The sequence below is a fragment of the Corallococcus sp. CA047B genome, from assembly GCF_003612065.1.
Classification (GTDB): domain Bacteria; phylum Myxococcota; class Myxococcia; order Myxococcales; family Myxococcaceae; genus Corallococcus; species Corallococcus praedator.
Genome location: NZ_RAWD01000131.1, coordinates 1 through 24,578, shown reverse-complemented (window position 1 = coordinate 24,578; position 24,578 = coordinate 1). Strand labels below are relative to the sequence as shown.

The window sequence follows — 24,578 nt, the reverse complement described above, 5'->3', positions numbered from 1 at the left end:
CCGCCGCGGCCTCGCTTCCCACCGTCCCCGAGCACCTGACGCCCTTCCAGCAGCGCGTCGCCGGCCTCTTCCGCGACGTGCTGCACGTGGAGCGCGTGGGCCTGCACGACGACTTCTTCGCCCTGGGTGGCCACTCGCTATTGGCCACCCAGCTCATCTCCCGCCTGCGCGCCACGTTCCAGGTGGAGCTGCCGCTGCGCGGCCTCTTCACCGCGTCCACCGTGGCCCGCGTCACGGAGCTGGTGGAGGAGCAGTTGCTGGTGCGCTCGGACGGACCGCGCGTGCCCGCGCTCCGCCGCGTGTCGCGCGACGGAGACTTGCCCCTGTCCTTCTCGCAGCAGCGGCTGTGGGTGCTGGACCAGCTTCAGCCCGGGGCCACGCCGTACGTGCTGCTCGGGGCCGTGCGCCTGGAGGGCACGCTGGACGCGGAGGCCCTGCGTCGCGCGCTGGAGCTGCTGGTGGGGCGCCATGAGGCCCTGCGCACCACGTTCGCGCTGAAGGGCCGCGATCCCATCCAGGTCATCCAGCCCACGCCCGCGTGGACGTTGCCGATGACGGACCTGAGCGCCCTGCCTCCCGAGGAGCACGAGGCAGCGGTGCACCGGCTGGCGCTGGAGGAGACGGGGCGGCCCTTCGATCTGGGCAGCGGTCCGCTCTTGCGCTCACGGCTGTTGCGGCTGGCCCCGGAGCACCACGTGCTGGTGCTGGGCATGCACCACATCGTGTCCGACGGATGGTCCGTGGGCGTGATGGTGCGCGAGGTGGCGACGGCCTACGCGGCGTTCGCGTCCGGGACGACGCCGTCCCTGCCGTCCCTGCCGGTGCAGTACGCGGACTTCGCGTCGTGGCAGCGCGGCTGGCTCCAGGGTGATGTGCTCGCGAAGCAGGTGGCGTGGTGGAAGGAGCAGCTGGCGGGCGCGCCGCACGTCCTGGAACTGCCCACCGACAAGCCCCGTCCCACGCAGCGCTCCCCTCGCGGCGCGCTCCTGCCCCTGCACCTGCCCCGCGTCCTGGGTGAGCGGTTGGGGGCACTCGCCCGGCAGGAGGGCGCCACGTCGTTCATGGCGCTGCTGTCCGTGTGGCAGTTGCTGTTGTCCCGCTACAGCCGGCAGGAGGACTTGCTGGTGGGCTCGCCCATCGCGGGCCGCAACCAGGGGGAGCTGGAGGGGCTGGTCGGCTTCTTCGTCAACACGCTGGTGCTGCGCGCCCGCGTCAACCCGGACGCGTCCTTCCGCTCGCTGTTGACGCAGGTGCGGGACACGACGTTCGCGGCGTACGAGCACCAGGACCTGCCGTTCGAGAAGCTGGTGGAAGAGCTCCAGGTGCAACGCGACCTGGGCCGCACGCCGCTGGTGCAGGTCATCTTCGCGCTCCAGAACGCACCGGCCGGGACGCTCCAGGCGCCGGGCCTCACGCTGCGCATGCTGGACGTGGACAGTGCCACGGCGCGCTTCGACCTGGGCCTGCTGCTCACGGAGACGCCGGACGGACTGCACGGCGCCATCGAGTACAGCACCGACCTCTTCGAACGCGACACCGTGGCCCGCATGGCCGGCCACCTGCGCACGCTGATGGAGGCCGCGGTCTCCGGACCGGACGCGCCGCTGTCCTCGCTGCCCTGGCTCACGCCAGCCGAACGGCAGCAGGTGCTCGTCGACTTCAACGACACCGTCTACCCCTACCCCTCCGACACCAGCGTCGCGGCCTGGTTCGCGCACCAGGTGGCACGCAATCCGGACGCCATCGCGCTGGAGTCCGAGGACGAACGGCTGACGTACGCGCAGCTCGATGCTCGCGGCAACCAGCTCGCGCATGAGCTGGTGGCCCGGGGCGTGGGGCCGGACACGCTGGTGGCGGTGTGCCTGGAGCGCTCGGTGGCCTTCGTCGTCTGCGCGCTGGCCACGCTCAAGGCGGGCGGCGCGTACGTGCCGATGGATGCGTCGTACCCCGCCCAGCGGCTGACCTTCATGCTGGAGGATGCCCGGCCCCACCTGCTCCTCACCCGGCGCGATCTGCGCGGGCGGTTCCAGCACGCCGAAGGGGCCGCGCCGATCCTCTTCGTGGAGGAGCTGTCGCTCGAGTCGCATCCCGTCACCGCGCCCGTGACGGACGTGGGCCCCCGCAATCTGGCCTACGTCATCTTCACGTCCGGCAGCACCGGGCGGCCCAAGGGCGTGTGCATCGAGCAGCGCAGCCTGCTGCGGCTGGTCTATTCGAAGAGCTACGCGGACTACGGCGTCGGCGACACGATGATGCTGCTCGCGCCCGTCTCCTTCGACGGCTCCATCCTGGAGCTGTGGCTCCCGCTGTTGCATGGCAGCCGGCTGGTCATCTTCCCAGGCCAGCACAAGGCGAGCGACCTGGAGCAGGTCACCCGGATGGTGAAGGGGCACGGCGTCACCTACGCCCACATTCCGACCGGGCTCTTCTCGCAGATCGTGGAGCACCAGTCGGACATCCTCGGGCATCTGCGCGAGGTGCACGTGGGCGGGGACATCATCTCCGCGCCCCACGTGCGCAAGGCCGTCGAATCCGGAACGACCAGCGTCACCAACATCTACGGTCCGTCCGAGTGCACCGTCGCCTCCAACACCTTCATGGTGTCGCGGCCGGACCAGGTGGGGAGCGGCTCGGTGCCCATCGGGCCGATGCTGTCCAACACGACGGGCTACGTGCTGGATGCGCGGATGCACCCGGTGCCCGTCGGCGTGCCGGGCGAGCTCTACCTGGGCGGCGATGGCCTGTCCCGCGGCTACGTGTCGCGGCCGGAGTTGACGGCGGACCGCTTCGTCCCGGATGCGCAGGGAATCACGCCCGGCGGGCGGCTGTACCGCACGGGCGACCTGGTCCGCTGGCGTGAGGATGGCGTGCTGGAGTTCCTGGGCCGGCTCGACAACCAGGTGAAGGTGCGCGGCTTCCGCATCGAACTGGCCGAAGTGGAGGCCGCCCTGCGCGACCTGCCTTCCGTGCTGGAGGTCGCCGTCGTGGTGCGCGAGGACGTGCCCGGCGACAAGCGACTGGTCGCCTACGCGATGCCTCGGGAGGGCCACGTGCTGGACGGCACGGCCCTGCGCGCGGGCCTGCGGCAGCGGCTGCCCGAGTACATGGTGCCGTCGGTCTTCGTGACGCTGGCCACCCTGCCCCTGAACCCCAGCAACAAGGTGGACCGCAAGGCGCTGCCCGCGCCGGATGCCGTGTCCACCGGCCGTCAGGGCCGCTTCGTGGAGCCGACGGATCCGCTGGAGCAGCGGATGGCCGCCGTCTTCGCCCGCGAGCTGGGCGCGGACCGCGTGGGCATGCATGACCACCTCTTCGACGACCTGGGCGGCACGTCGTTGTCCGTGGTGCGCATCGCCGCGCGCCTGCGCGAGGACCTCCAGCGCGACGTCCCCGTGGTGTGGCTCTTCGAGCACCCCACCGTGAACGAGCTGGCCCGGCGCATGGAGCGCGAAGCCGGAGGCCCCGCGCCCTCCGCCACCCCCGTGGCCCCCACGCCCGCACCGCGTCCGCGTGAAGTCCCGAAGACGGGTGAGTCCGGCGCCATCGCGATCATCGGCCTGGCGGGTCGCTTCCCGGGTGCCATGTCGGTGCAGGAGTTCTGGAGCAACCTGCGGGGCGGCGTGGAGTCCATCACCCGCTTCACGCCGGAGCAGTTGGAGCACCTGCCCGGGCTGCCGGAGGGGCTGGAGCTGTGGCACCACCCGGCCTTCGTCGCGGCGGGCGGTGTCATCGAAGGCGTGGAGAAGTTCGACCATGCCTTCTTCGACATGCCCCTGCGCGAGGCGCAGTTCACGGACCCGCAGCAGCGGTTGTTCCTCCAGACGGCCTGGGCGGCGCTTGAGGACGCGGGCGTGGATCCGGACCGCTTCCCTGGGGCCATCTCGCTGTACGCGGGCGCCACGAGCTCCGGCTACACGGACGCCGTGCGGCAGGCGATGCCGCTGGACGCGGCCTCGTACATGGAGCTGCACGGCACCGCCACGCACGAGAGCATGGCGACGAAGACGTCCTTCAAGCTGGGGCTGACGGGTGAGAGCACGCTGCTCTACACCGCGTGCTCCACGGGGCTCGTCGCGGTGCACCTGGCCTGCCAGAGCCTCCAGGTGGGCCAGTCCGACATCGCCCTCGCGGGCGCGACGCGCCTGTCGGTGCCGCAGCGCACGGGCTACGTGCACCAGGAGGGGATGATCTTCTCTCCGGATGGCCACTGCCGAGCGTTCGACGAGAAGGCCCAGGGCACGCTCGCGGCCAACGGCGTGGGCGCGGTGGTGCTCAAGCGCCTGGAGGACGCGGTGCGGGATGGCGACGCCATCTACGCCGTCATCCGAGGGTCGGCCATCAACAACGACGGCCGGCACAAGTCCGGCTTCACCGCGCCCAGCGTGCAGGGGCAGGCGGCCGTGGTGACGCAGGCGCTGGCCAAGGCGGGCGTGTCACCGGAGTCCATCGGCTACGTGGAGACCCACGGCACCGCGACGCCGCTGGGCGACCCGATTGAAGTGGCGGCGCTGACGCGCGCGTACGGCCTGGGTGCGGAGCACCAGGGCACCATCGCGTTGGCGTCGCTGAAGACGAACATCGGCCACCTGGACACGGTGGCGGGTCTGGCGGGGCTCATCAAGGCCGCGCTGTCGCTGCACCACGGCGAGATTCCGCCCAGCCTCCACTTCGAGCGGCCCAACCCGCAGATCGACTTCGCGGCCGGCCCGTTCTTCGTCAACACCCATCTGCGTTCGTGGCCCCGGGGTGAGACGCCCCGCTTCGCCGCGGTCAGCTCGTTCGGCATTGGTGGCACCAATGCCCACGCCATTCTCGAGGAAGCTCCCATGCGGCAGAGTGGTTCCACCACCCGTTCCCACCAGCTCGTCCTGCTGTCCGCGCGCACGCCCGAGGCGCTGGAGGCAGCGTCGCGTCAGCTCGACGCGCACGCGCAGGCTGGTGGGGCGGAGTTGTCGCTGGCGGACCTGGCGTTCACGCACGCGGTGGGCCGCAAGGTCTTCGAGTTCCGCCGCGCGCTGGTGGTGAAGGACGCGGCGGACCTGGCGAAGCAGCTCCAGAAGCCGGCGGCCACGACGAAGGGCACGAACCGCGCGCCGCGCGTGGCGTTCGTGTTCTCCGGTCAGGGAGCGCAGCAGGTGGGCATGGGGCGCGAGCTGGCGGAGGCCTCGCCGCTGTTCCGCGCGCACCTGGACGCGTGCCTCGCGCTGATGGACGCGCCGCTGCGTGACCGCGTGTCGGCGTTGCTGCGGCCGGCGGAGGGCGCGGACATCACGGCGAGCCTCGCGGACACGCGCGTGGCGCTGCCCGCGTTGTTCAGCGTGCAGGTGTCGCTGGCGCTGCTGTGGAAGGACCTGGGCGTGGCACCGCATGCGGTGCTGGGCCACAGCTTCGGGGAGTACGCGGCGGCGTGCGTCGCGGGCGTGCTGTCCCTGGAGGATGGGATGCGGCTGGCGGTGGCGCGCGGGGAGCTGATGCACCGCATGCCGCCGGGGGCGATGCTCGCGGTGGCGCTGCCGGAGACGCAGGTGGTGCCGCTGCTGACGGGCCGGCTGACGCTCGCGGCCGTGAATGCGCCGGACCGGTGCGTGGTGTCCGGGCCAGTGGAGGAAGTGGAGCGGTTGAAGGAGGAGTTGGAGCGCCGCAAGGCGGGGGCGGTGCGGATGCCCGCGCCGCATGCATTCCACTCGGCGGACGTGGAGCCGCTGATGCCGGAGCTGGCGCGGGTGGTGGGTTCGCTCCACCGCTCCGAGCCGACGGTGCGGTACGCGTCCAGCCTCACGGGCACGTTCGTGCGTCCGGGGCAGCTGACGGCGCCGGGGTACTGGACGGAGCAGATGCGCCAGCCGGTGCGCTTCACCGACGCGGTGGGTGCGCTGCTGGAAGAGGGCTGCGGGGTGTTGCTGGAAGTGGGGCCCGGCCAGGACCTGACGCCGCTGGTGCGCGCGAGCCTGGGGCAGGACCGCGACCGCGTGCGCGCGCTGGCCACGCTGCGCAGGGGTGGGACGACGACGGAGCAACAGGGCTGGCTCCAGGGCGTGGGCGAACTCTGGACCGCGGGTGTCGCCGTGGACTGGAGCGCGTTCTACGCGCATGAGCAGCGGCTGCGGTTGCACCTGCCGACGTACGCGTTCCAGGAGAAGGACGTGTGGGTGCAGTCGCGAGCCCGTGCCCTGCCCTCCTCGTTCATGCCGCCGGGTGCGCCCGTGCGTGCACCGCAGAACGTGTCAGCCGCCAGCGTGACGGCGCCGGGCGCCAGTGTCGGCCCGATGGCCCCTGTGCCTCCTGGGACGCATGGATCCGCGCCTCAGACAGCGCCGCAGTCGGGCGTGCCCATGACGTACGGAGCGCAGGGCTCCGTGCCTGCGCATCCCACGTCCGGATCCGTGGCTCCGCATACCGCGAGCTACGGAGCGCAGGACACCGCATCGTCGGCGTTCGGCACTCCCTCCGGTGAGGAGTCATCCTCCGCGTCCGCCCCCTTCGCGGGCCGCGCCCCGGCCACCCAGTCTGGCCAAGGCGCGCTGGCCCCCTCGGGCCGAGTGGCCACGGTGACACTGTCTCCCACGGAGGCACCGGCGCACGCCGGCCCGTCCTCTCCGAACCTCCCGACGGCCAGTGGCACGCACCCGTTCGGCGCCACGCCGCCGCCCGTGTCCGTGCCCAGCATCGCGCAGTCGCTCCATGAGGGCGCCTACCACCCGACGGGCGCGGCCTCCCATCCGGCGCCCGAAGCCGCGCACAGCTCCGCGCGTCCCCTGCTCCCGGGCCTCTCCGCGCACACGGCCTCCGAAGCCGTGGCCCCCGCCGCCGTCCCCGCGGGCCGTGAGGACGCTCCGCGAGGCGACGTCGAGGAACGCGTGGCCGCGCTGTGGCGCGAGCGCCTGGGCCTGGACTTCGTCGGCCGCGAGGAGAACTTCCTCGAGATCGGCGGCAACTCGCTAACGGCCGCCCAGCTCCTCAACCAGGTGCGTGACACGTTCGGCGTGCAATTGCCGCTGGCCGCCCTCTTCGAAGCCCCCACCGTCGCTGGCATCGCCCAGCGCCTGGAGCCCCTGCTGCGGCAGGCCCCCCAGGCCCAGGTGTCCGTGGAGCTTCCGCTGGTGCCGCTGCCTCGCACGCGAGAGCTGGCCCTGTCCTTCGTGCAGGAACGCGTCTGGCGTCTGGAGCAGCACCTTCCCGGCCTGTCCGCGTACAACATCCCGTTCGTCCTGCGGCTCGATGGCGTCGTGGAAGCCGAAATCCTGGAGCGCGGCATCCAGGAGATCGTCCACCGCCACGAAGCCCTGCGCACCACCTACGACGTGGTGGACGGCCGCCCCGTCCAGCGCTTCCACGCCCACGTCCGCATCCCGCTCACGCGCGTGGACCTCCGGGGTCCGCTGGAGACCCGCGAAGCCGAAGCGCTGCGCATCGCCCGCGAGGACGCCGCCGCGCCGTTCGATCTCGTCAAGGGCCCGGTGATGCGCTCCACGCTCGTGCGCCTGGACACGCACGTGCACATGCTGGTGGTGAGCATCCACCACATCGTCTGCGACACGCTCTCCGTGGCCCTCTTCGTCCAGGAGCTGGGCCAGCTCTACGACGCTTTCATCCAGGGGCGTCCGTCTCCCCTGCCCCCGCTGCCGATCCAATACGCGGACTTCGGCCAGTGGCAGCGTCAGAGCATCGCGGAAGCGCGCCTCCCTGAGCAGGAGCAGTGGTGGCGTCAGCGGCTCGCCGGTATGCCCCGGCAGATCGACCTGCCCACCGACCGTCCTCGGACCGCGCACAGCCGCACGCTCAACTCCGCGCGCATGACGATGGAACTCCCGCCCGCGCTTGCCCGGGAGTTGTCGGCCTTCTCGCGGCGTGAAGGCTTCACGCCATACATGACGGTGCTCGCGGCGTGGCAGACGCTGCTGCACCGCTACAGCGGCCAGACGGACCTCATCGTCGGCACGCCCATCGCGAACCGCACCCGGCCGGAGCTGTTCCCGCTCATCGGCTACGTGGCGCACTCGGCCGCGTTCCGCACGCGCTTCGTGGGCGAGCCGACCTTCCGCGACATGCTCGCGCAGATTCGCGAAGAGGTGAACGACGCCCAGGCGCGTCCGGACGTGCCCTTCGAGTACCTGGTGGAGGCACTGGTCCCCGGCAAGGACATCGGCAAGGGCCGCATGGCCGACTCCGTGTTCGTCTTCCACTCCGGTGTCAGCGCCGGCGCGATGACGCTGGAGCTCAAGGGCATGCGCGGCTCGCTGGTGGAGGTGCCCGGCACGCCCGTGCAGTGGGGCGCCACCCTGGCCGACCTGACGCTCGTGCTCTCCGAGTCGCCCGGCCGTCTCCACGGCGTGCTGGAGTACGCGACGGAGCTGTTCGACGCCGCGTTCGCCGAGCACTTCATGGCGCACTTCCAGGTGCTGCTGTCGGCGGCGCTCTCCAAGCCCGACACGCAGGTCTCCCGCCTGCCCTTGTCCACGGAGGCCGAGCGCCGCGCGTGGCCGACGCCCCGCACCGTGGCCGGCTTCACCTCCGTGCCCGCCCTCCTCGCGGATCGTCGCGCCCGTCAGGCCGACGCCATCGCCGTGTCTCGCGGTGATGCGCACTGGACCTGGGGCCAATTGGGCACCCAGGTGCGGACGCTGGCCGAACGGCTGCGGTCGCTCGGGGTGAAGGACGGCGCGCCCGTGGCCGTGAGCCTGCGGCCCTCGCCGGAGAAGCTCATCGCGCTGTGGGCCGTACTGGAGGCTGGTGGAGCGGTGGTCACGCTGAGCCCCACCGACCTGGGCGAAGTGTCCCTCTATGCCCCCGAAGGCGCGCGCGTGCCGGTGCTCGTCACCTCGCGTGAACTCGTCGCCTCCGTGCGCGTGGAGGCTTCGCGCACGCTGTACGTCGAAGACGTCGCCACGCCCTCGGAGGCCTCCATCCCGGAGGTGCCAGGTCGCGATGGGGCCGACACCCTGGCGTGGCTGCTGCCCATGGGCGCGGGTCAGCCCGCGTGGGCGCTGGGCCACCTGGAGCTGTCGGAGTTCTTCGTCGCGCTGGATGCACGGCTGTCCCCCACCGACGGCGGCGCGTGGCTGTCCGCGGGCGAGGCCGCCGCGGACCGTCCGGACCTGGAAGCGCTGTGGGCGCTCTCACGCGGGCTGCGCGTGGTGTTCCCCTCGGAGCAGGTGACGGCGCGACTGGTGAACCTGGGCGGCGCCGGACGCCGGGCCAAGGCGATGGACCTGAGCCTCATCTACTTCGCCAACGACGAGGACACCCTCACCGGCCCGAAGTACGAGCTGCTCATCGAAGGCTCGAAGTTCGCGGACGCGAATGGCTTCTCCGCCGTGTGGACGCCGGAGCGCCACTTCGCCTCCTTCGGTGGCCTCTACCCGCAGCCGGCCGTGGTGGCCGCGGGCGTCGCCACCGTCACGAAGAATCTGCGCCTGCGCTCGGGCAGCGTGGTGCTGCCGCTGCATGACCCGCTGCTCATCGCGGAGCAGTGGAGCGTGGTGGACAACCTGTCGCAGGGCCGCGTGGGCATGTCGGTGGCGACGGGCTGGCACGTGCACGACTTCACCTTCGCGCCGGGCAACTACGAGGACCGGCGCAACATCCTGCTCAAGAACCTGAAGACGCTGCGGGCGCTGTGGCGCGGCGAGAAGGTGACGCGTCCGGCGGGCGCGGGCACGACGGTGGAGCTGTCGCTGCGTCCCAAGCCGGTGCAGAAGGAGCTGCCGGTGTGGCTCACCGCGACGGCGAACCCGGAGACGTTCCGGCTGGCGGGTGAGCTGGGCGCGGGCGTGCTGACAGGCCTGATGTCGCACTCGCTGGAGGAGATGAAGCCGAAGGTGGCCCTCTACCGCGAGGCGTGGCGCCGCAACGGCCACCCGGGCCGGGGCCACATCACGGTGATGCTGCACACGTACCTGGGCGACGACGAGGCGGAGGTGTTCCGCACGGTGCGCCAGCCGCTGCTGGGCTACTTCCGGGGCTCCACGGACATCGTCACGTCGCTGCTGGCGGCGCAGGGCTACCAGGGCGAAATCAACAAGCTGTCGCCCGACGACATCAACGCGCTGCTGGAGCACACCTTCGAGCACCACGCGAAGATGACGGGCCTGGTCGGCTCCATGGAGAGCGGCCTGAAGCGGCTGCGCGAGTTGCAGGTGTCGGACGTGGACGAGGTGGCGGCCCTCATCGACTTCGGCCTGGAGACGCCGGTGGTGCTGGAGGGCCTGCGGCGGCTGGCCCGGGTGCGCGAATTGCTGGAGCACGAAGCCGCCGCGCGCCAGGAGCAGGTGCTGGTGGAGAGCGGCCAGGGCGTGGAGAGCCTCCTCGCGCTGGCGAAACAGTCCGGCGCGGTGCTGGTGCACACGTCGGCCCGGCTGGCGCGTTCGCTGACGGAGCTGCCCGGGGCGCGCGACTCCCTGGGCTCCGTGGGCGCGTTGGTGCTGGAGGGCGCCTCGTCGGAGCTGGCCTCCGCGCTGCAACGGACCGCGGGTGTGGAGGTGCTGTTGTCAGGTAGCGCAGTGGAGGGCGCGCTCCTGCCCCGTGCCCCGGGCGAGCGCGTCCCGTCCAGCCTCCAGACGTGGGTGCTGGATCCGACGGGACAGCCGGTGCCCGTGGGCGTCGTGGGTGAGCTGGCCCTCTCGGGCGCGGGTCTGCCCCGGGGCCTGTGGAGGGCCGAGGAAGAGGGGCACCGCCGGCTGGTGCCGCACCCGACGGAGGTCTCGTCGCGGCTGTATCGCACCGGCCGTCATGCCCGCATGCGCGCGGATGGACGCATGGAGCCGGTGACGCTGCCGTCCCGCCTGCCCGCGCCTGTGGCGCGTCCCAAGGCGGAGGCCCCTCGCCCCGTGGCCCCGAGCGTGCCTGGCGCACCGCCGCCCATCCCGTTGGTGCCCCGGAATCAGCCGCTGCCTCTGTCCTTCGCGCAGCAGCGGCTCTGGTACATCCAGCAGTTGGAACCCCAGAGCGGCGCATACAACAACGCGACCACGTTCCGTCTGACGGGCGAGCTGGACGTCGCCGCGCTCCAGGCGGCACTGGACGAACTGGTGGCCCGGCACGAAGTGCTGCGCACCACGTACTCGCTGGAGGGTGAGACGGCGGTGCAGCTCATCCACCCGGCGCGCGGCCTGCCCCTGGCGCGGGTGGACGTCCCCGGTGAGATGCCCGAGGCCCGCGAGGCGGAGCTGGTGCGCCTGTGCCAGGCCCACGCCGTCATCCCCTTCGATCTGGAGAAGCTCGTCATCCGCGCGCTGTTGTTGCGCGTGGAGCCGAAGATGCACGTGCTGGCGTTGGTGCTCCACCACGCGGTGTCCGACGCGTGGTGCACCATGGTGCTCGCGCGTGAGCTGACGGTGCTCTACGCGACGTACAGCGCGGGCATGAAGTCCTCGCCGCTGCCGCCGCTGCCCATCCAGTACGCGGACTACGCGGTGTGGCAGCGCGACTGGCTGGAAGGCGGCGTGATGGAGGCGCAGGTCTCCTGGTGGAACCAGCAACTGCTCGGGGCCCCCACGCTCGTCCTGCCCACGGACCGACCGCGTCCGGCGGCGCAGTCCTTCGCGGGTGCGCTGTACCGCTTCCAGTTCCCGGCCGACGTGGCGGAGCCGCTGCTGGCCCTGGGCCGCAAGCAGGGCGCCACGACGTTCATGGTGATGATGGCGCTCTTCCAGACGCTGTTGTCGCGCTACTCGGGCCAGGACGACTTCGTGGTGGGCACGCCGCTCGCGGGCCGCACGCGCCCCGAGGTGGAGGGGCTGATTGGCTGCTTCGTGAACACGCTGGCCTTCCGCTCGCGGCTGGAGGGAGCGCCGTCGTTCACGGAGCTGCTGGGCCGGGTGCGGACCCAGGCGTTGGAGTCGTACGCGCGCCAGGACGCGCCGTTCGAGCGCATCCTGGACACGCTGGGCCTGCCGCGCGACCTGAGTCGCACGCCCCTGTTCCAGGTGGTCCTCAACGTCCTCAACACGCCGGATGCCAAGGCCCAGCTGCCGTCGCTGGAATTGACTCCGGTGGAGGTCTCCACGGGCACGTCCAAGTTCGACCTGGGCCTGGACGTCTGGGAGAACCGCGCGGGCCTCACCTGCCGCTTCGAGTACCCCACCGCGCTCTTCGACGAAGCGACCCTGGCACGGATGGCGGAGCACTTCGTGGAGCTCGCGCGTCAGGTCACCGCGAATCCGGAGGCGCCCCTCTCACGCCTGTCCCTGATGGGGGGGGCGGAGCGTCAGCGGGTGCTGGTGGAGTGGAACGCGACGGGCGGCGAGTACCCGCGCGAGGCGTGCATCCAGGACCTCTTCATGGCGCAGGCGGCGATGCGCCCGGACGCCGTGGCGCTGGAGTTCGGGGACACGCGCCTGACGTACGCGGAGCTGGACGCGCGCACGAACCAGTGGGCCCACCTGCTGCGCGAACAGGGCGTGGGGCCGGATGTGCTGGTGGCCGTGTGCCTGGAGCGCTCCATTGAGCTCATTGTCTCGCTGCTGGCCATCCTCAAGGCCGGAGGCGCGTACCTGCCGCTGGACGCGGCGTACCCGGCGCAGCGTCTGGCCGCGATGCTGGAGGATGCGCCGCCCAGGCTGCTGCTGACGACGCAGGAGGTGCGCGACAACCTGGCGGTGGATGACGCCCTGCCCTGCCTCTTCGTGGAGGAGCTGCGACTGGAAGGTCGGCCCACGTCACCCGTGCAGGCGGGGACGCAGGCACGCCATCTGGCGTACGTGGACTTCACGTCCGGAAGCACCGGGCGTCCCAAGGGCGTGGCGGTGGAGCACCGGGGCGTGCTGCGGCTCTTGCACAACGCGTCCTTCGTGGACCTGGGTCCGGACGTGGCGTTCCTGCACATCTCGCCCGTCTCGTTCGACGCATCGACGCTGGAGATCTGGGCTCCGCTGCTCTTCGGCGGGCGGCTCGTCGTCTTCCCGCCCAGCTCGCCGTCGGACCTGGAGCTGCTGGCGTCCACCCTCCAGGATCATCGCGTCACCACGATGTGGCTGACCGCGGGCCTCTTCGCGCAGGTGGTGGAGCTGAAGCCCGAAGCGCTCAAGGGGATGCGGCAGGTCCTCACCGGCGGCGACGTCGTGCCGGCGCACCATGTCCGCCGCGTGTTGGAGTACCTGGGCGTCAGCGTCAGCAACGGCTACGGCCCGACGGAGACGACGGTCTTCGCGTCCACGTACCGCCTGACGGACGCGGCCCAGGTGGGCGCGTCCATTCCCATTGGCCGGCCCGTCAACGCGACGCAGCTCTACGTGATGGACCGACACGGGCAGCCGGTGCCCCCGGGCGTCGCCGGTGAACTCTTCATCGGCGGTGACGGTCTGGCACGCGGCTACCTGTCGCGTCCGGACCTGACCGCGGAGCGCTTCGTTCCGAACCCCTTCGCCGCGACGCAAGGAGAACGCCTGTACCGCACCGGTGACCTGGCGCGCTGGAGGGCGGACGGGGTTGTGGAGTTCCTGGGCCGAGTGGACCACCAGGTGAAGGTGCGGGGCTTCCGCATCGAGCTGGCGGAAGTGGAGGCCGCGCTGCGGGCCCACGCCTACGTGCGTGAGGCCGTGGCGCTGGTGCGCGAGGACGTGCCCGGCGACAAGCGGCTCGTCGCCTACTTTGTCGCGAGCGAGGACCTGGACCTGGATCCGGCCGTGCTGCGCACGTTCCTCGAACAGCGGCTGCCGGACTACATGCTGCCGTCGGCGTTCGTGCCCCTCACGGCCCTGCCGCTGACGGCGAACGCGAAGCTGGACCGCAAGGCCCTGCCGGCCCCGGAGGGGCTGCGTGCCTCGCGGCGTGAGTACATCGAGCCCCGCACGGAGATGGAGCAGCGGCTGGCCGGGATCTGGACCCAGGTGCTGCGCGTCGAGCGCGTGAGCGTGGACGACAACTTCTTCGATCTGGGCGGCGACTCCATCATCAGCATCCAGGTCGTCGCGCGCGCGCGTCAGGCCGGCGTGCGGATCTCCGTGCGCGACCTCTTCCAGCACCCCACCCTGGGCGCGCTGGCGAACGTGGCGAAGCTCAGCGCGGGCAGCGTGGCGGAACAGGGCCCCGTGGTGGGCGAGGTGCCCCTCACGCCCATCCAGTTGGAGCTGCTGGAGGGCGATCCCGAACACGCTCACCACTTCAACATGCCGGTGCTGCTGCGGGCCCGTCAGCCGCTCCAGCCGGTGTTCCTGGAGCAGGCGCTCCAGTTGCTCATCTCCCACCACGACGCCCTGCGCCTGCGCTTCACCCGCGAGGGAACCTGCTGGCGCCAGCACAACGCCACGCCCGAGGACGCCTCCTTCCAGTTGCTCCAGGTGGACCTCTCCGGACTTCCGCCAGAGGACCGTCCTCGCGCCATGGAGGAGCATGCGGAGCGCCTCCAGGCCCGCTTCGATCTGGCCCGGCCGCCCCTGGTCCGCGCAGCCCTCTTCCACTTCGGCCCCGGGCAGGAGCAGCGGCTGCTGCTCCTCATCCATCACCTCGTGGTGGATGCCGTCTCCTGGCGTGTGCTCGTCGAGGACCTGGAGACCGCATACCTGCAACTGAGCGCGCGGCGCCCCGCCGTGCTTCCCGGCAAGACGACGTCCTTCCTGTCCTGGACGCGCCGGCTGGAGACCCACGCCCTCTCTGACGCCCTGCACGCCCAGACACCGCTGTGGCTGGACGAAGCACGCAAGGACGTGGCCCCGCTTCCCGTCGACTCCGCGGGTCCCAACACCCACGGTTCGCAGCGGGCGGTCTCCGTCCAGTTGGACGCGGAGGAGACCCGGCTGCTGCTCCAGGAGACGTCGGCGGGCTGGCGGGCGCGCATCAACGACGTGCTGTTGACCGCGCTCGCGCTCACGCTGCGCGAATGGACCGGCCAGTCGAGCGCGCTCATCGACGTGGAGGGCCATGGCCGGCAGGAGCTGTTCGCGGACGCGGACGTGTCACGCACCGTGGGCTGGTTCACGTCGATGGCGCCCGCGCTGTTGCGGCTGCCTCCGGGAGGCACGCCGGGCGACAGCCTGCGCGCGGTGCGCGACACGCTGAGCCAGTGGCCCGACCAGGGCATCGGCTTCGGACTCTTGCGCTTCATGGGGCCCCCGGACCTCCGTCAGCGGATGGCCGCCTTCCCCCGGGCGCAGGTGGCGTTCAACTACCTGGGGCAACTGGACGGCGCGTCTGACGCCAGCACCCTCTTCTCCCTGGGAGATGACCCCGTCGGCACGTCGGTGGCACCCACGGCCCTCCGGACGCACGTGCTGGTCGTGAACGGCTCGGTGCGGGACGGGCGGCTGGGGATGTACTTCGGCTTCAGTCACCACCTGCACCACGCCTCCACCATCGAGACCCTGGCGCAGCGGTTCCTCACGGTCCTGCGCACGCTCATCGAACAGCGGCACTCCGAGGACTCGCGCCGGATGACGCCGGGCGACTTCCCCCTGGCGCGCCTCACCCAGCCCGCGCTGGACGGGCTGCTGGCCTCGCAGGGGCCCACCGTGGAGGACCTCTACCCGCTCTCCGCGCTCCAGCAGGGCCTGCTGTTCCACGTCCTCGCGACGCCGGAGTCCTCCTTCTATTTCGAGCAGCGCTCCTGGTCGATCCACTCGGCGGTGGACATCGGGTTGTTCCGCAAGACGTGGCAGGCGGCGGTGGACCGCAATCCCATCCTGCGCACCAGCTTCGTGTGGCGGGATCTGGAGGCCCCGCTCCAGGTGGTGCACTCGCACGCCGAGCTGCCGTTCGAGGAGCACGACTGGCGGCACCTGCCCCCGGAGGAGCAGCAGGCCGGGCTGACGCGGATGCTGGCCGCCGAACGCACTCGCGGCTTCGACGTGACGCGGGCCCCGTTGATGCGGATGGTGGGCGTGCGGCTGGCGGATCAGCACTGGCGCTTCATCTGGAACCACCACCACCTGCTGCTGGACGGCTGGAGCTCCGGCCTGTTCTTCGAGGAGGTCTTCGCGCTCTACGACACCTTCCGGTCGGGAGCGACGCCCGCGCCCTCAACAAGGCCTCCGTTCCGGGACTACATCGCGTGGTTGCAGCAGACCGACATCGCTTCGGACGAGCGCTTCTGGCGCGCCCGGCTCTCCGGCCTGTCCGTCCCCACGCCCGTGCCCGCGGAGCAGCCCTCGACCGCACGGCCCGGCGATCCCGTCCGGATGCAGAGCGCGAAGCTGTTCCTGTCGTCGGAGGACACCACCGCGCTCCAGGCCTTCGCGCGCCAGCACCAGTTGACGCTCAACACCCTGGTGCAGGCCGCGTGGGCCCTGGTGCTCGCGCGCTATGCCGGCACGCAGGACGTCATCTTCGGCACCACGCTGGCGGGCCGTCCTCCGGAGCTTCCGGGCGCGGAGGCCATGCTGGGCATGCTCATCACCACGCTGCCGGTGCGCATCCAGCTCCCCGACGAGCAGGCGCCCGTGCTGCCCTGGCTCCAGTCTCTCCAGACGCAGCAGCGGGCCCTGGAACAGCACCAGCACACGCCGCTGGTCACCGCGGCGAGCTGGAGCGACATGCCGCGAGGCACGCCGCTCTTCAACACCCTGATGATCTTCGAGAACTTCCCCCTCGATGAGTCGGTGATGAAGCGCTCCACGGAGCTCGACATCCGCGACCTGCTCGTCGCGGAGACCAGCCACTACCCGCTCTCGGCCATGGTGGTGCCGGGCAACGAGCTGCTGTTCAACCTGGGCTACGACCCGTCGCGCTTCTCGAAGGACGCGGTGGATCGCGTGCTGGGTCACTGGACCCGGGCGCTGCTGTCGCTGACCCGGCCCTCGGCCCTGCTGTCCGACGTGTCCATGCTGTCGTCGGCGGAACGTCAACAGGTGCTGGTGGAGTGGAACACCCCCGTTCGGGGCTACCCGGACGTCCGCATCCACGACCTCTTCGAGCAGCAGGCCGACCTGCGCCCGGACGCCATCGCGCTGGAGTTCGGGGAGCAGCGCTTGAGCTACGCGCAGTTGGACGCGCGGGCCAACCAGCTCGCCCACCTGCTGCGCCAGCACGGCGTGGGCCCGGACTCGCTCGTCGCGCTCTGCCTGGAGCGCTCCGTCGAGCTGATCGTCTCCCTGCTCGCCATCCTCAAGGCGGGCGGCGCCTATGTGCCATTGGATGCCTCGTACCCGACGCAGCGTCTGTCCGCGATGCTGGAGGACGCGCCGCCCCAGGTGCTCATCACCTCGCGCGCGCTGCGCTCCACCCTGCCCGTCTCGCAGGAGGTCCCCTGCCTCCTGGTGGAGGAGCTGCGGCTGGAGGAGCAGCCCGCATCCCGTCCCGTGACGGGCACGCTGCCGCGCCATCTGGCGTACGTGGACTTCACGTCCGGCAGTACCGGCCGCCCCAAGGGCGTGGCGGTGGAGCACCGCAACGTGCTGCGCCTGCTGCACGACGCGTCCTACGTGGACCTGGGACCGGACACGGCGTTCCTGCTCATCTCGCCCATCTCGTTCGACGCGTCCACGCTGGAGGTGTGGGGTCCGTTGCTCTTCGGCGGGCGCCTCGTCGTCTTCCCGCCCAGCTCGCCTTCGGATCTGGAGCTGCTGGCGAGCACCGTCCACCGGCATCGCGTCAATACGCTGTTCCTGACCGCGGGCCTCTTCGCGCAGGTGGTGGAGCTGAAGCTGGAAGCCCTGCGCGGGGTGCGGCAGATCATCACCGGAGGCGATGTCGTCCCGGCGCCCCAGGTTCGCCGGGTGCTGGAGACACTGGGCATTCCCGTCAGCGCCGGCTACGGCCCGACGGAGACGACGGTCTTCGCGTCCACGCACCGCATGACGGACGCGGCCCAGGTGGGCACGTCCATTCCCATTGGCCGTCCCCTCCGCGAGACGCAGCTCTACGTGCTGGACGCCAACGGCCAGCCGGTGCCTCCGGGCATCCCGGGCGAGCTGTTCATCGGTGGTGAGGGCCTGGCGCGCGGCTACCTGTCGCGTCCGGACCTGAGCGCCGAACGCTTCGTCCCGCATCCCTTCGCCGCGACGCAGGGTGAGCGCCTGTATCGCACGGGCGACCTGGCGCGCTGGAGGCCGGACGGCGTGGTGGAGTTCCTGGGCCGAGTGGACCACCAGGTGAAGGTGCGGGGCTTCCGCATCGAGCTGGCGGAAGTGGAAGCCGCGCTGCGGGCCCACGCATCCGTGCGTGAGGCCGTGGCGGTGGTGCGCGAGGACGTGCCCGGCGACAAGAAGCTGGTGGCCTACGTGGCCCTGCACCAGGACGTCGAGCCGGCCGTGCTGCGCGCGTTCCTGGCGCAGCGGCTGCCGGAGTACATGCTGCCGTCGCTCCTTGTCCCCCTTGTGGCCCTACCGCTGACGCCCAATGGCAAGGTGGACCGCAAGGCGCTGCCCGCGCCGGAAATCTCGCAGCCCGCCGCGAGCACCTACGTGGCGCCCGAGACGCCGACGGAGATCGCCCTGGCCACGCTGTGGAGCGAGGTGCTGCGCGTGCCCGCCGTGGGACGGCACGATAACTTCTTCGAGCTGGGTGGTCATTCGCTGCTGGCCACCCAGGTGGTGTCGCGCATCCGGTCCACCCTGGGCGTGGAGCTGCCGCTGGGAGACCTCTTCAGCGCGCCCACGGTGGCCACGCTGGCGGAGAAGCTGGGCCGTGCCAGTCGGACGCAGGCACCCCCGCTGGTCCGCGCGGAGCGGACCACCGCGCCACCGCTGTCGTTCGCCCAGCAGCGGCTCTGGTTCATCGATCAGCTGGAGCCGGGCACCACGCTCTACAACTTGCCGCTGCCGCTGCGGTTCACCGGCGCTCTGGATGAAGGCGCGCTGCGCAGGAGCCTGGACGCGTTGATGGCGCGGCACGAATCGCTGCGCACCACGTTCCGCGTGGAGGCGGGTCAGCCCGTGCAGCACATCCACGCCGGGGCCACCGTGCCCTTCGAGTCCGTGGACCTCACCGGCATCGCGGACGCGACGGAGCGCCAGGCCGAGGCGAAGCGGCGTGGCAGCGCGGAGTTCCACCGCCCGTTCAACCTGGAGCAGGGGCCGGTGATCCGCGCCCTGCTGCTCAAGTTGGACGCCCAGGAGCACGTGCTGGTGTTGCACCTGCACCACATCGTGTCCGACGGCTGGTCGTTGGGCGTGCTGGTGCGGGAGATGACGGCGCTCTACGAGGCCTTCCGTCAGGGGCATGCCCCTGCCCTGCCGGAGCTGCCGGTGCAGTACGCGGACTACGCCGTCTGGCAGCGCGGCTGGCTCCAGGGAGAGGTGCTGGAGGCGCAGCTCGGCTGGTGGAGGCAACAGCTCGCGGGTGCGTCCCACGTGTTGGAGCTGCCCACCGACAAGCCGCGTCCGGCCGTCGCCTCCCGGCGCGGCGATGCGGTGACCGTGCACCTGCCGCGCGTCCTCGCGGAGAAGGTGGAGGCCCTGGCCCAGCGTGAAGGTGCCACGCCCTTCATGGTGCTGCTCGCGGCCTTCCAGTCCGTGCTGCACCGGTACTCGGGGCAGGATGACGTGCTGGTGGGCTCTCCCATCGCGAACCGTGGCCACGCGGAGACGGAGGGCCTCATCGGCTTCTTCGTCAACACGCTGGTGCTGCGCGGAAGCTTCGGCGCGCGGCCTTCGTTCCGGCAGCTCGTCGCTCAGGTGCGCACCACGACGCTGGGCGCGTATGAGCACCAGGACATCCCGTTCGAGCGGCTGGTGGAATCACTCCAGACGACGCGCGACCTGTCCCGCACGCCTCTCTTCCAGGTGATGTTCGCGCTTCAGAATGCACCCCGCCCGGAGTTGATGCTGCCCGGCCTGTCGGTGAAGGGCGCCGACATCGGGGGCCGAGGCACGTCCCAGTTCGAGCTGAGCCTGGACCTCAACCGTGAGGCGGACGGCTTCGTCGGACACATCGACTACGCGACGGACCTGTTCGAGCGCTCCACCGTCGAGCGCCTGATGACGCACCTGCGGGTGTTGCTGGAGGCCGCGCTGGAGCGGCCGGATGCGCCGCTCGCGGACCTGTCCTTCGTGGGTCCCGAGGAGCGTCAGCGGCTGCTGGGCGACCTGAGTGGTTCCGCTGTGGACTTCGACAGTGAGGCCACGCTGCATGGCCGCATCGAACGGCAGGTGGCCCGCACGCCGAGCGCGGACGCGGTGGCGTTCGGGGACACGATGCTGTCCTTCCGGCAGCTCGATGCCCGCGCGAACCAGCTCGCCCGACACCTGCGCTCATTGGGCGTGGGTCCTGAAGTGACGGTGGGCCTGTGCCTGGAGCGGTCGGCCGAGTCCATCATCGCGCTGCTCGCCGTCCTCAAGGCCGGCGGAGCGTTCGTGCCGCTCGACCCGGCGGCCCCCACCGCGCGTCGGTCCTTCATCCTGGGAGACAGCCGCGCATCCGTGCTGCTGACCACCCAGGCCCTGGCGGAAGCCTGGCGGCCCGACGTGGGCACCGTCGTGTGCCTCGACGCTGAACAGAAGCCCTGGGCAAAGCTGTCATCGGAGGCCCTGGCCTCCAACGTGGGCCCGGAGAACCTGGCCTACGTGCTCTACACGTCGGGCTCCACGGGCACGCCCAAGGGCGTGGCGGTGCAGCACCGCTCCGTGCTCCACCTGCATCAAGCGATGGCGCGCGACATCTACGTGCAGCCGCAGCGCGGCCTGCGTGTCAGCGTGAATGCGCCGCTGTTCTTCGACGCGTCCATGGAGCAGGTCATCCAGCTCCTGGACGGGTACTGCCTGTGCCTCGTCCCCGACGAGACGCGCAAGGACCCGGAGGCGATGCTCTCGTGGTTGGAAGCGCAGCGCATCGACGTGCTGGATTGCACGCCGTCGCAGCTCAAGCTCCTGTTGGACGCGGGCCTGCTCGAACGGGCCCACGTGCCGGCGCTGCTCATCGTCGGTGGTGAGGCGATGGATGAAGTGACGTGGCGGCGGCTCTCCACGACAAAGCGCACGCGCGCCTTCAACGTGTACGGACCCACCGAAACCACGGTCAACGCGACGGCCTGGGCCCTCCAGGACGCGGCGCAGTCGCTGCCCGTCATCGGCCGGCCGCTGGACAACGTGCGGGCGTACATCCTCGACGCGCAGCAGCGGCTGGTGCCCTTCGGCATGCAGGGCGAGCTGTGCCTCGCGGGTGAAGGCCTCGCGCGCGGCTACCTGGGACGCCCGGACCTCACCGCGGAGCGCTTCGTTCCGAATCCGTTCAGCACGGAGCCCGGAGCGCGGCTGTACCGCACCGGAGACAAGGCCCGCTGGCGCGAGGACGGGACGCTGGACTTCATGGGCCGCCTGGACTTCCAGGTGAAGCTGCGCGGCTACCGCATCGAGCTGGGGGAGATTGAAGCCACCCTGCGCTCGCACCCGGGCATCCGGGACGCCGTGGCCCTCGTCCGTGAGGACGTGGCCGGTGATGCGCACCTCGTGGCCTACGTCGTGCCGGAGGTGGACACCTCGACGCTGCGCGAACACCTGCGCAAGCACCTGCCCGAGTACATGGTCCCGGCCACCGTCATGGCGCTGCCTGCCCTGCCGCTGACGTCCAACGGCAAGGTGGACCGCAAGACCCTGCCCGCGCCGGAAGCCTCGCAGGTCGGCTCACGCAACTACGCAGCGCCCGAGACGCCGACGGAAGTCGCCCTGGCCGCGCTGTGGAGTGAAGTGCTGCGCATCCCCACCGTGGGACGCCATGACAACTTCTTCGAACTGGGTGGTCACTCGCTGCTGGCCACGCAGGTGGTGTCGCGCATCCGGTCCACGCTGGGCGTGGAGTTGCCGCTGGGAGACCTCTTCAGTGCTCCCACCGTGGCGGGGTTGGCCAGGCGGCTGGCTCACGCTGCTCGCTCCAGGACTCCGGCCCTCACCCGTGCGGATCGGACGTCCGCGCCGCCGCTGTCATTCGCGCAGCAGCGGCTCTGGTTCATCGATCAGTTGGAGCCGGGCACCACGCTCTACAACATGCCGCTGCCGTTGCGACTCACCGGAGTGGTGGACGAAGGCGCTTTGCGCAAGAGCCTGGATGCGCTGATGGCGCGGCACGAATCGCTGCGCACCACGTTCCGAGTGGAAGCGGGTCAGCCCGTGCAGCACATCCACGCCGGGGCCACCGTGCCCTTCGAGTCCGTGGACCTCACGGACCTCGCGGACGCGACGGAGCGCCAGGCTGAAGCAGAGCGGCGTGGCAGCGTGGAATTCCACCGCCCGTTCAACCTGGAGCAGGGGCCGGTGATGCGCGCCCTGCTGCTCAAGTTGGACGCCCAGGAGCACGTGTTGATGCTGCACGTGCACCACATCGTGTCCGACGGCTGGTCGTTGGGCGTGCTGGTGCGTGAGATGACGGCCCTCTACGAGGCCTTCCGTCAGGGGCATGCCCCTGCTCTGCCGGAGCTGCCGGTGCAGTACGCCGACTTCTCCGTGTGGCAGCGCGGCTGGCTCCAGGGAGAGGTGCTGGAGGCGCAGCTCGGCTGGTGGAAGCAGCAGCTCGCGGGTGCGTCCCACGTGTTGGAGCTGCCCACCGACAAGCCGCGTCCGGCCGTCGCCTCCCGGCGCGGCGATGCGGTGACCGTGCACCTGCCGCGCGCGCTGTCCGAGCAGGTGGAGGCCCTGGCCCAGCGTGAAGGTGCCACGCCCTTCATGGTGCTGCTGGCGGCCTTCCAGTCCGTGCTGCACCGGTACTCGGGGCAGGATGACGTGCTGGTGGGCTCTCCCATCGCGAACCGTGGCCACGCGGAGACGGAGGGCCTCATCGGCTTCTTCGTCAACACGCTGGTGCTGCGCGGAAGCTTCGGCGCGCGGCCTTCGTTCCGGCAGATTGTTGCCCAGGTGCGCACCACGACGCTGGGCGCGTATGAGCACCAGGACATCCCGTTCGAGCGGCTGGTGGAGTCACTCCAGACGACGCGCGATCTGTCTCGCACACCCCTGTTCCAGGTGATGTTCTCGTTGCAGAACGCGCCCCTTCCGGAGCTGGTGCTGCCCGGCCTGTCCGTGAAGGCCGCCGACATCGGGGCACGTGGCACTTCGCAGTTCGAACTGAGCCTGGACCTCCGCCGTGTGGCGGACGGTTTCGTTGGACTCATCGACTACGCGACGGACCTGTTCGAGCGCTCCACCGTCGAGCGCCTGATGACTCACCTGCGGGTGCTGCTGGAGGCCGCGCTGGAGCGCCCCGACGCGCCGCTCGCGGACCTGTCCTTCGTGGGTCCCGAGGAGCGTCAGCGACTGCTGGGCGACCTGAGTGGCACCGTCGCGGACTTCGACCGTGGGGCCACGCTGCATGGGCGCATCGAAGCGCAGGTGGCCCGCACGCCGAATGCGGACGCCGTGGAATTCGAAGGGACAACGCTGTCCTTCCGGCAGCTCGAAGCCCGCGCCAACCAGCTCGCCCGACACCTGCGCTCGCTGGGCGTGGGTCCTGAAGTCACGGTGGGCCTGTGCCTGGAGCGGTCGGCCGATTCCATCGTCGCGCTGCTCGCCGTCCTCAAGGCCGGCGGAGCGTTCGTGCCGCTCGACCCGGCGGCCCCCACCGCGCGTCGGTCCTTCATCCTGGGAGACAGCCGCGCATCCGTGCTGCTGACCACCCAGGCCCTGGCGGAGGCGTGGCGGCCCGACGTGGGCACCGTCGTGTGCCTCGACGCTGAACAGAAGCCCTGGGTGGGGCTGTCATCGGAGGCCCTGGCCTCCAACGTAGGGCCGGAGAACCTGGCCTACGTGCTCTACACGTCGGGCTCGACAGGTACGCCCAAGGGGGTGGCGGTGCAGCACCGCTCCGTGCTCCACCTGCATCAAGCGATGGCGCGCGATATCTACACGCAGCCGCGGCGCAGCCTGCGCGTCAGCGTGAACGCGCCGCTGTTCTTCGACGCGTCCATGGAGCAGGTCATCCAGCTCCTCGATGGGGATTGCCTGTGCCTCGTCCCCGACGAGACGCGCAAGGACCCGGAGGCGATGCTCTCGTGGCTGGAAGCGCAGCGCATCGACGCGCTGGATTGCACGCCGTCGCAGCTCAAGCTGCTGCTGGACGCAGGCCTGCTGGAGCGCGCCCACGTGCCGGCGCTGATCTTCGTCGGCGGGGAGGCGATGGATGAAGTGACGTGGCGGCGGCTGGCCACGACGAAGCGCACGCGCGCCTTCAACATGTACGGCCCCACCGAGAACACCGTCAACGCGACGGCCTGGGCCATCCAGGACGCGGCGCAGTCGCTGCCCGTCATCGGCCGGCCGCTGGACAATGTGCGGGCGTACATCCTCGACGCGCAGCAGCGGCTGGTGCCCTTCGGCACGCAGGGCGAGCTGTGCCTCTCCGGTGAAGGACTCGCGCGCGGCTACCTGGGCCGTCCGGACCTCACCGCGGAGCGCTTCGTTCCGAATCCGTTCAGTACGGAGCCCGGAGCGCGGCTGTACCGCACGGGTGACAAGGCCCGCTGGCGCGAGGATGGGACGCTGGACTTCATGGGCCGCCTGGACTTCCAGGTGAAGCTGCGCGGCTACCGCATCGAGCTGGGGGAAATCGAAGCCACCCTGCGCTCGCACCCGGGCATCCGGGACGCGGTGGCCCTCGTCCGTGAGGACATGCCCGGTGATGCGCGCCTCGTGGCCTACGTCGCACCAGAGGTAGAGACCGCGCCCCTGCGTGAGCACCTGCGCAAGCACCTGCCCGAGTACATGGTGCCGGCCGCCTTCGTCGCC

General features: G+C 70.9%; 1 protein-coding gene. It reads left to right on the top strand.

Translation table 11 applies throughout. The features are described from left to right. On the top strand, nucleotides 1-24,578 hold a 24,578-nt coding region (locus D7X74_RS20745; RefSeq protein WP_120534720.1), incomplete at both ends, for a non-ribosomal peptide synthase/polyketide synthase.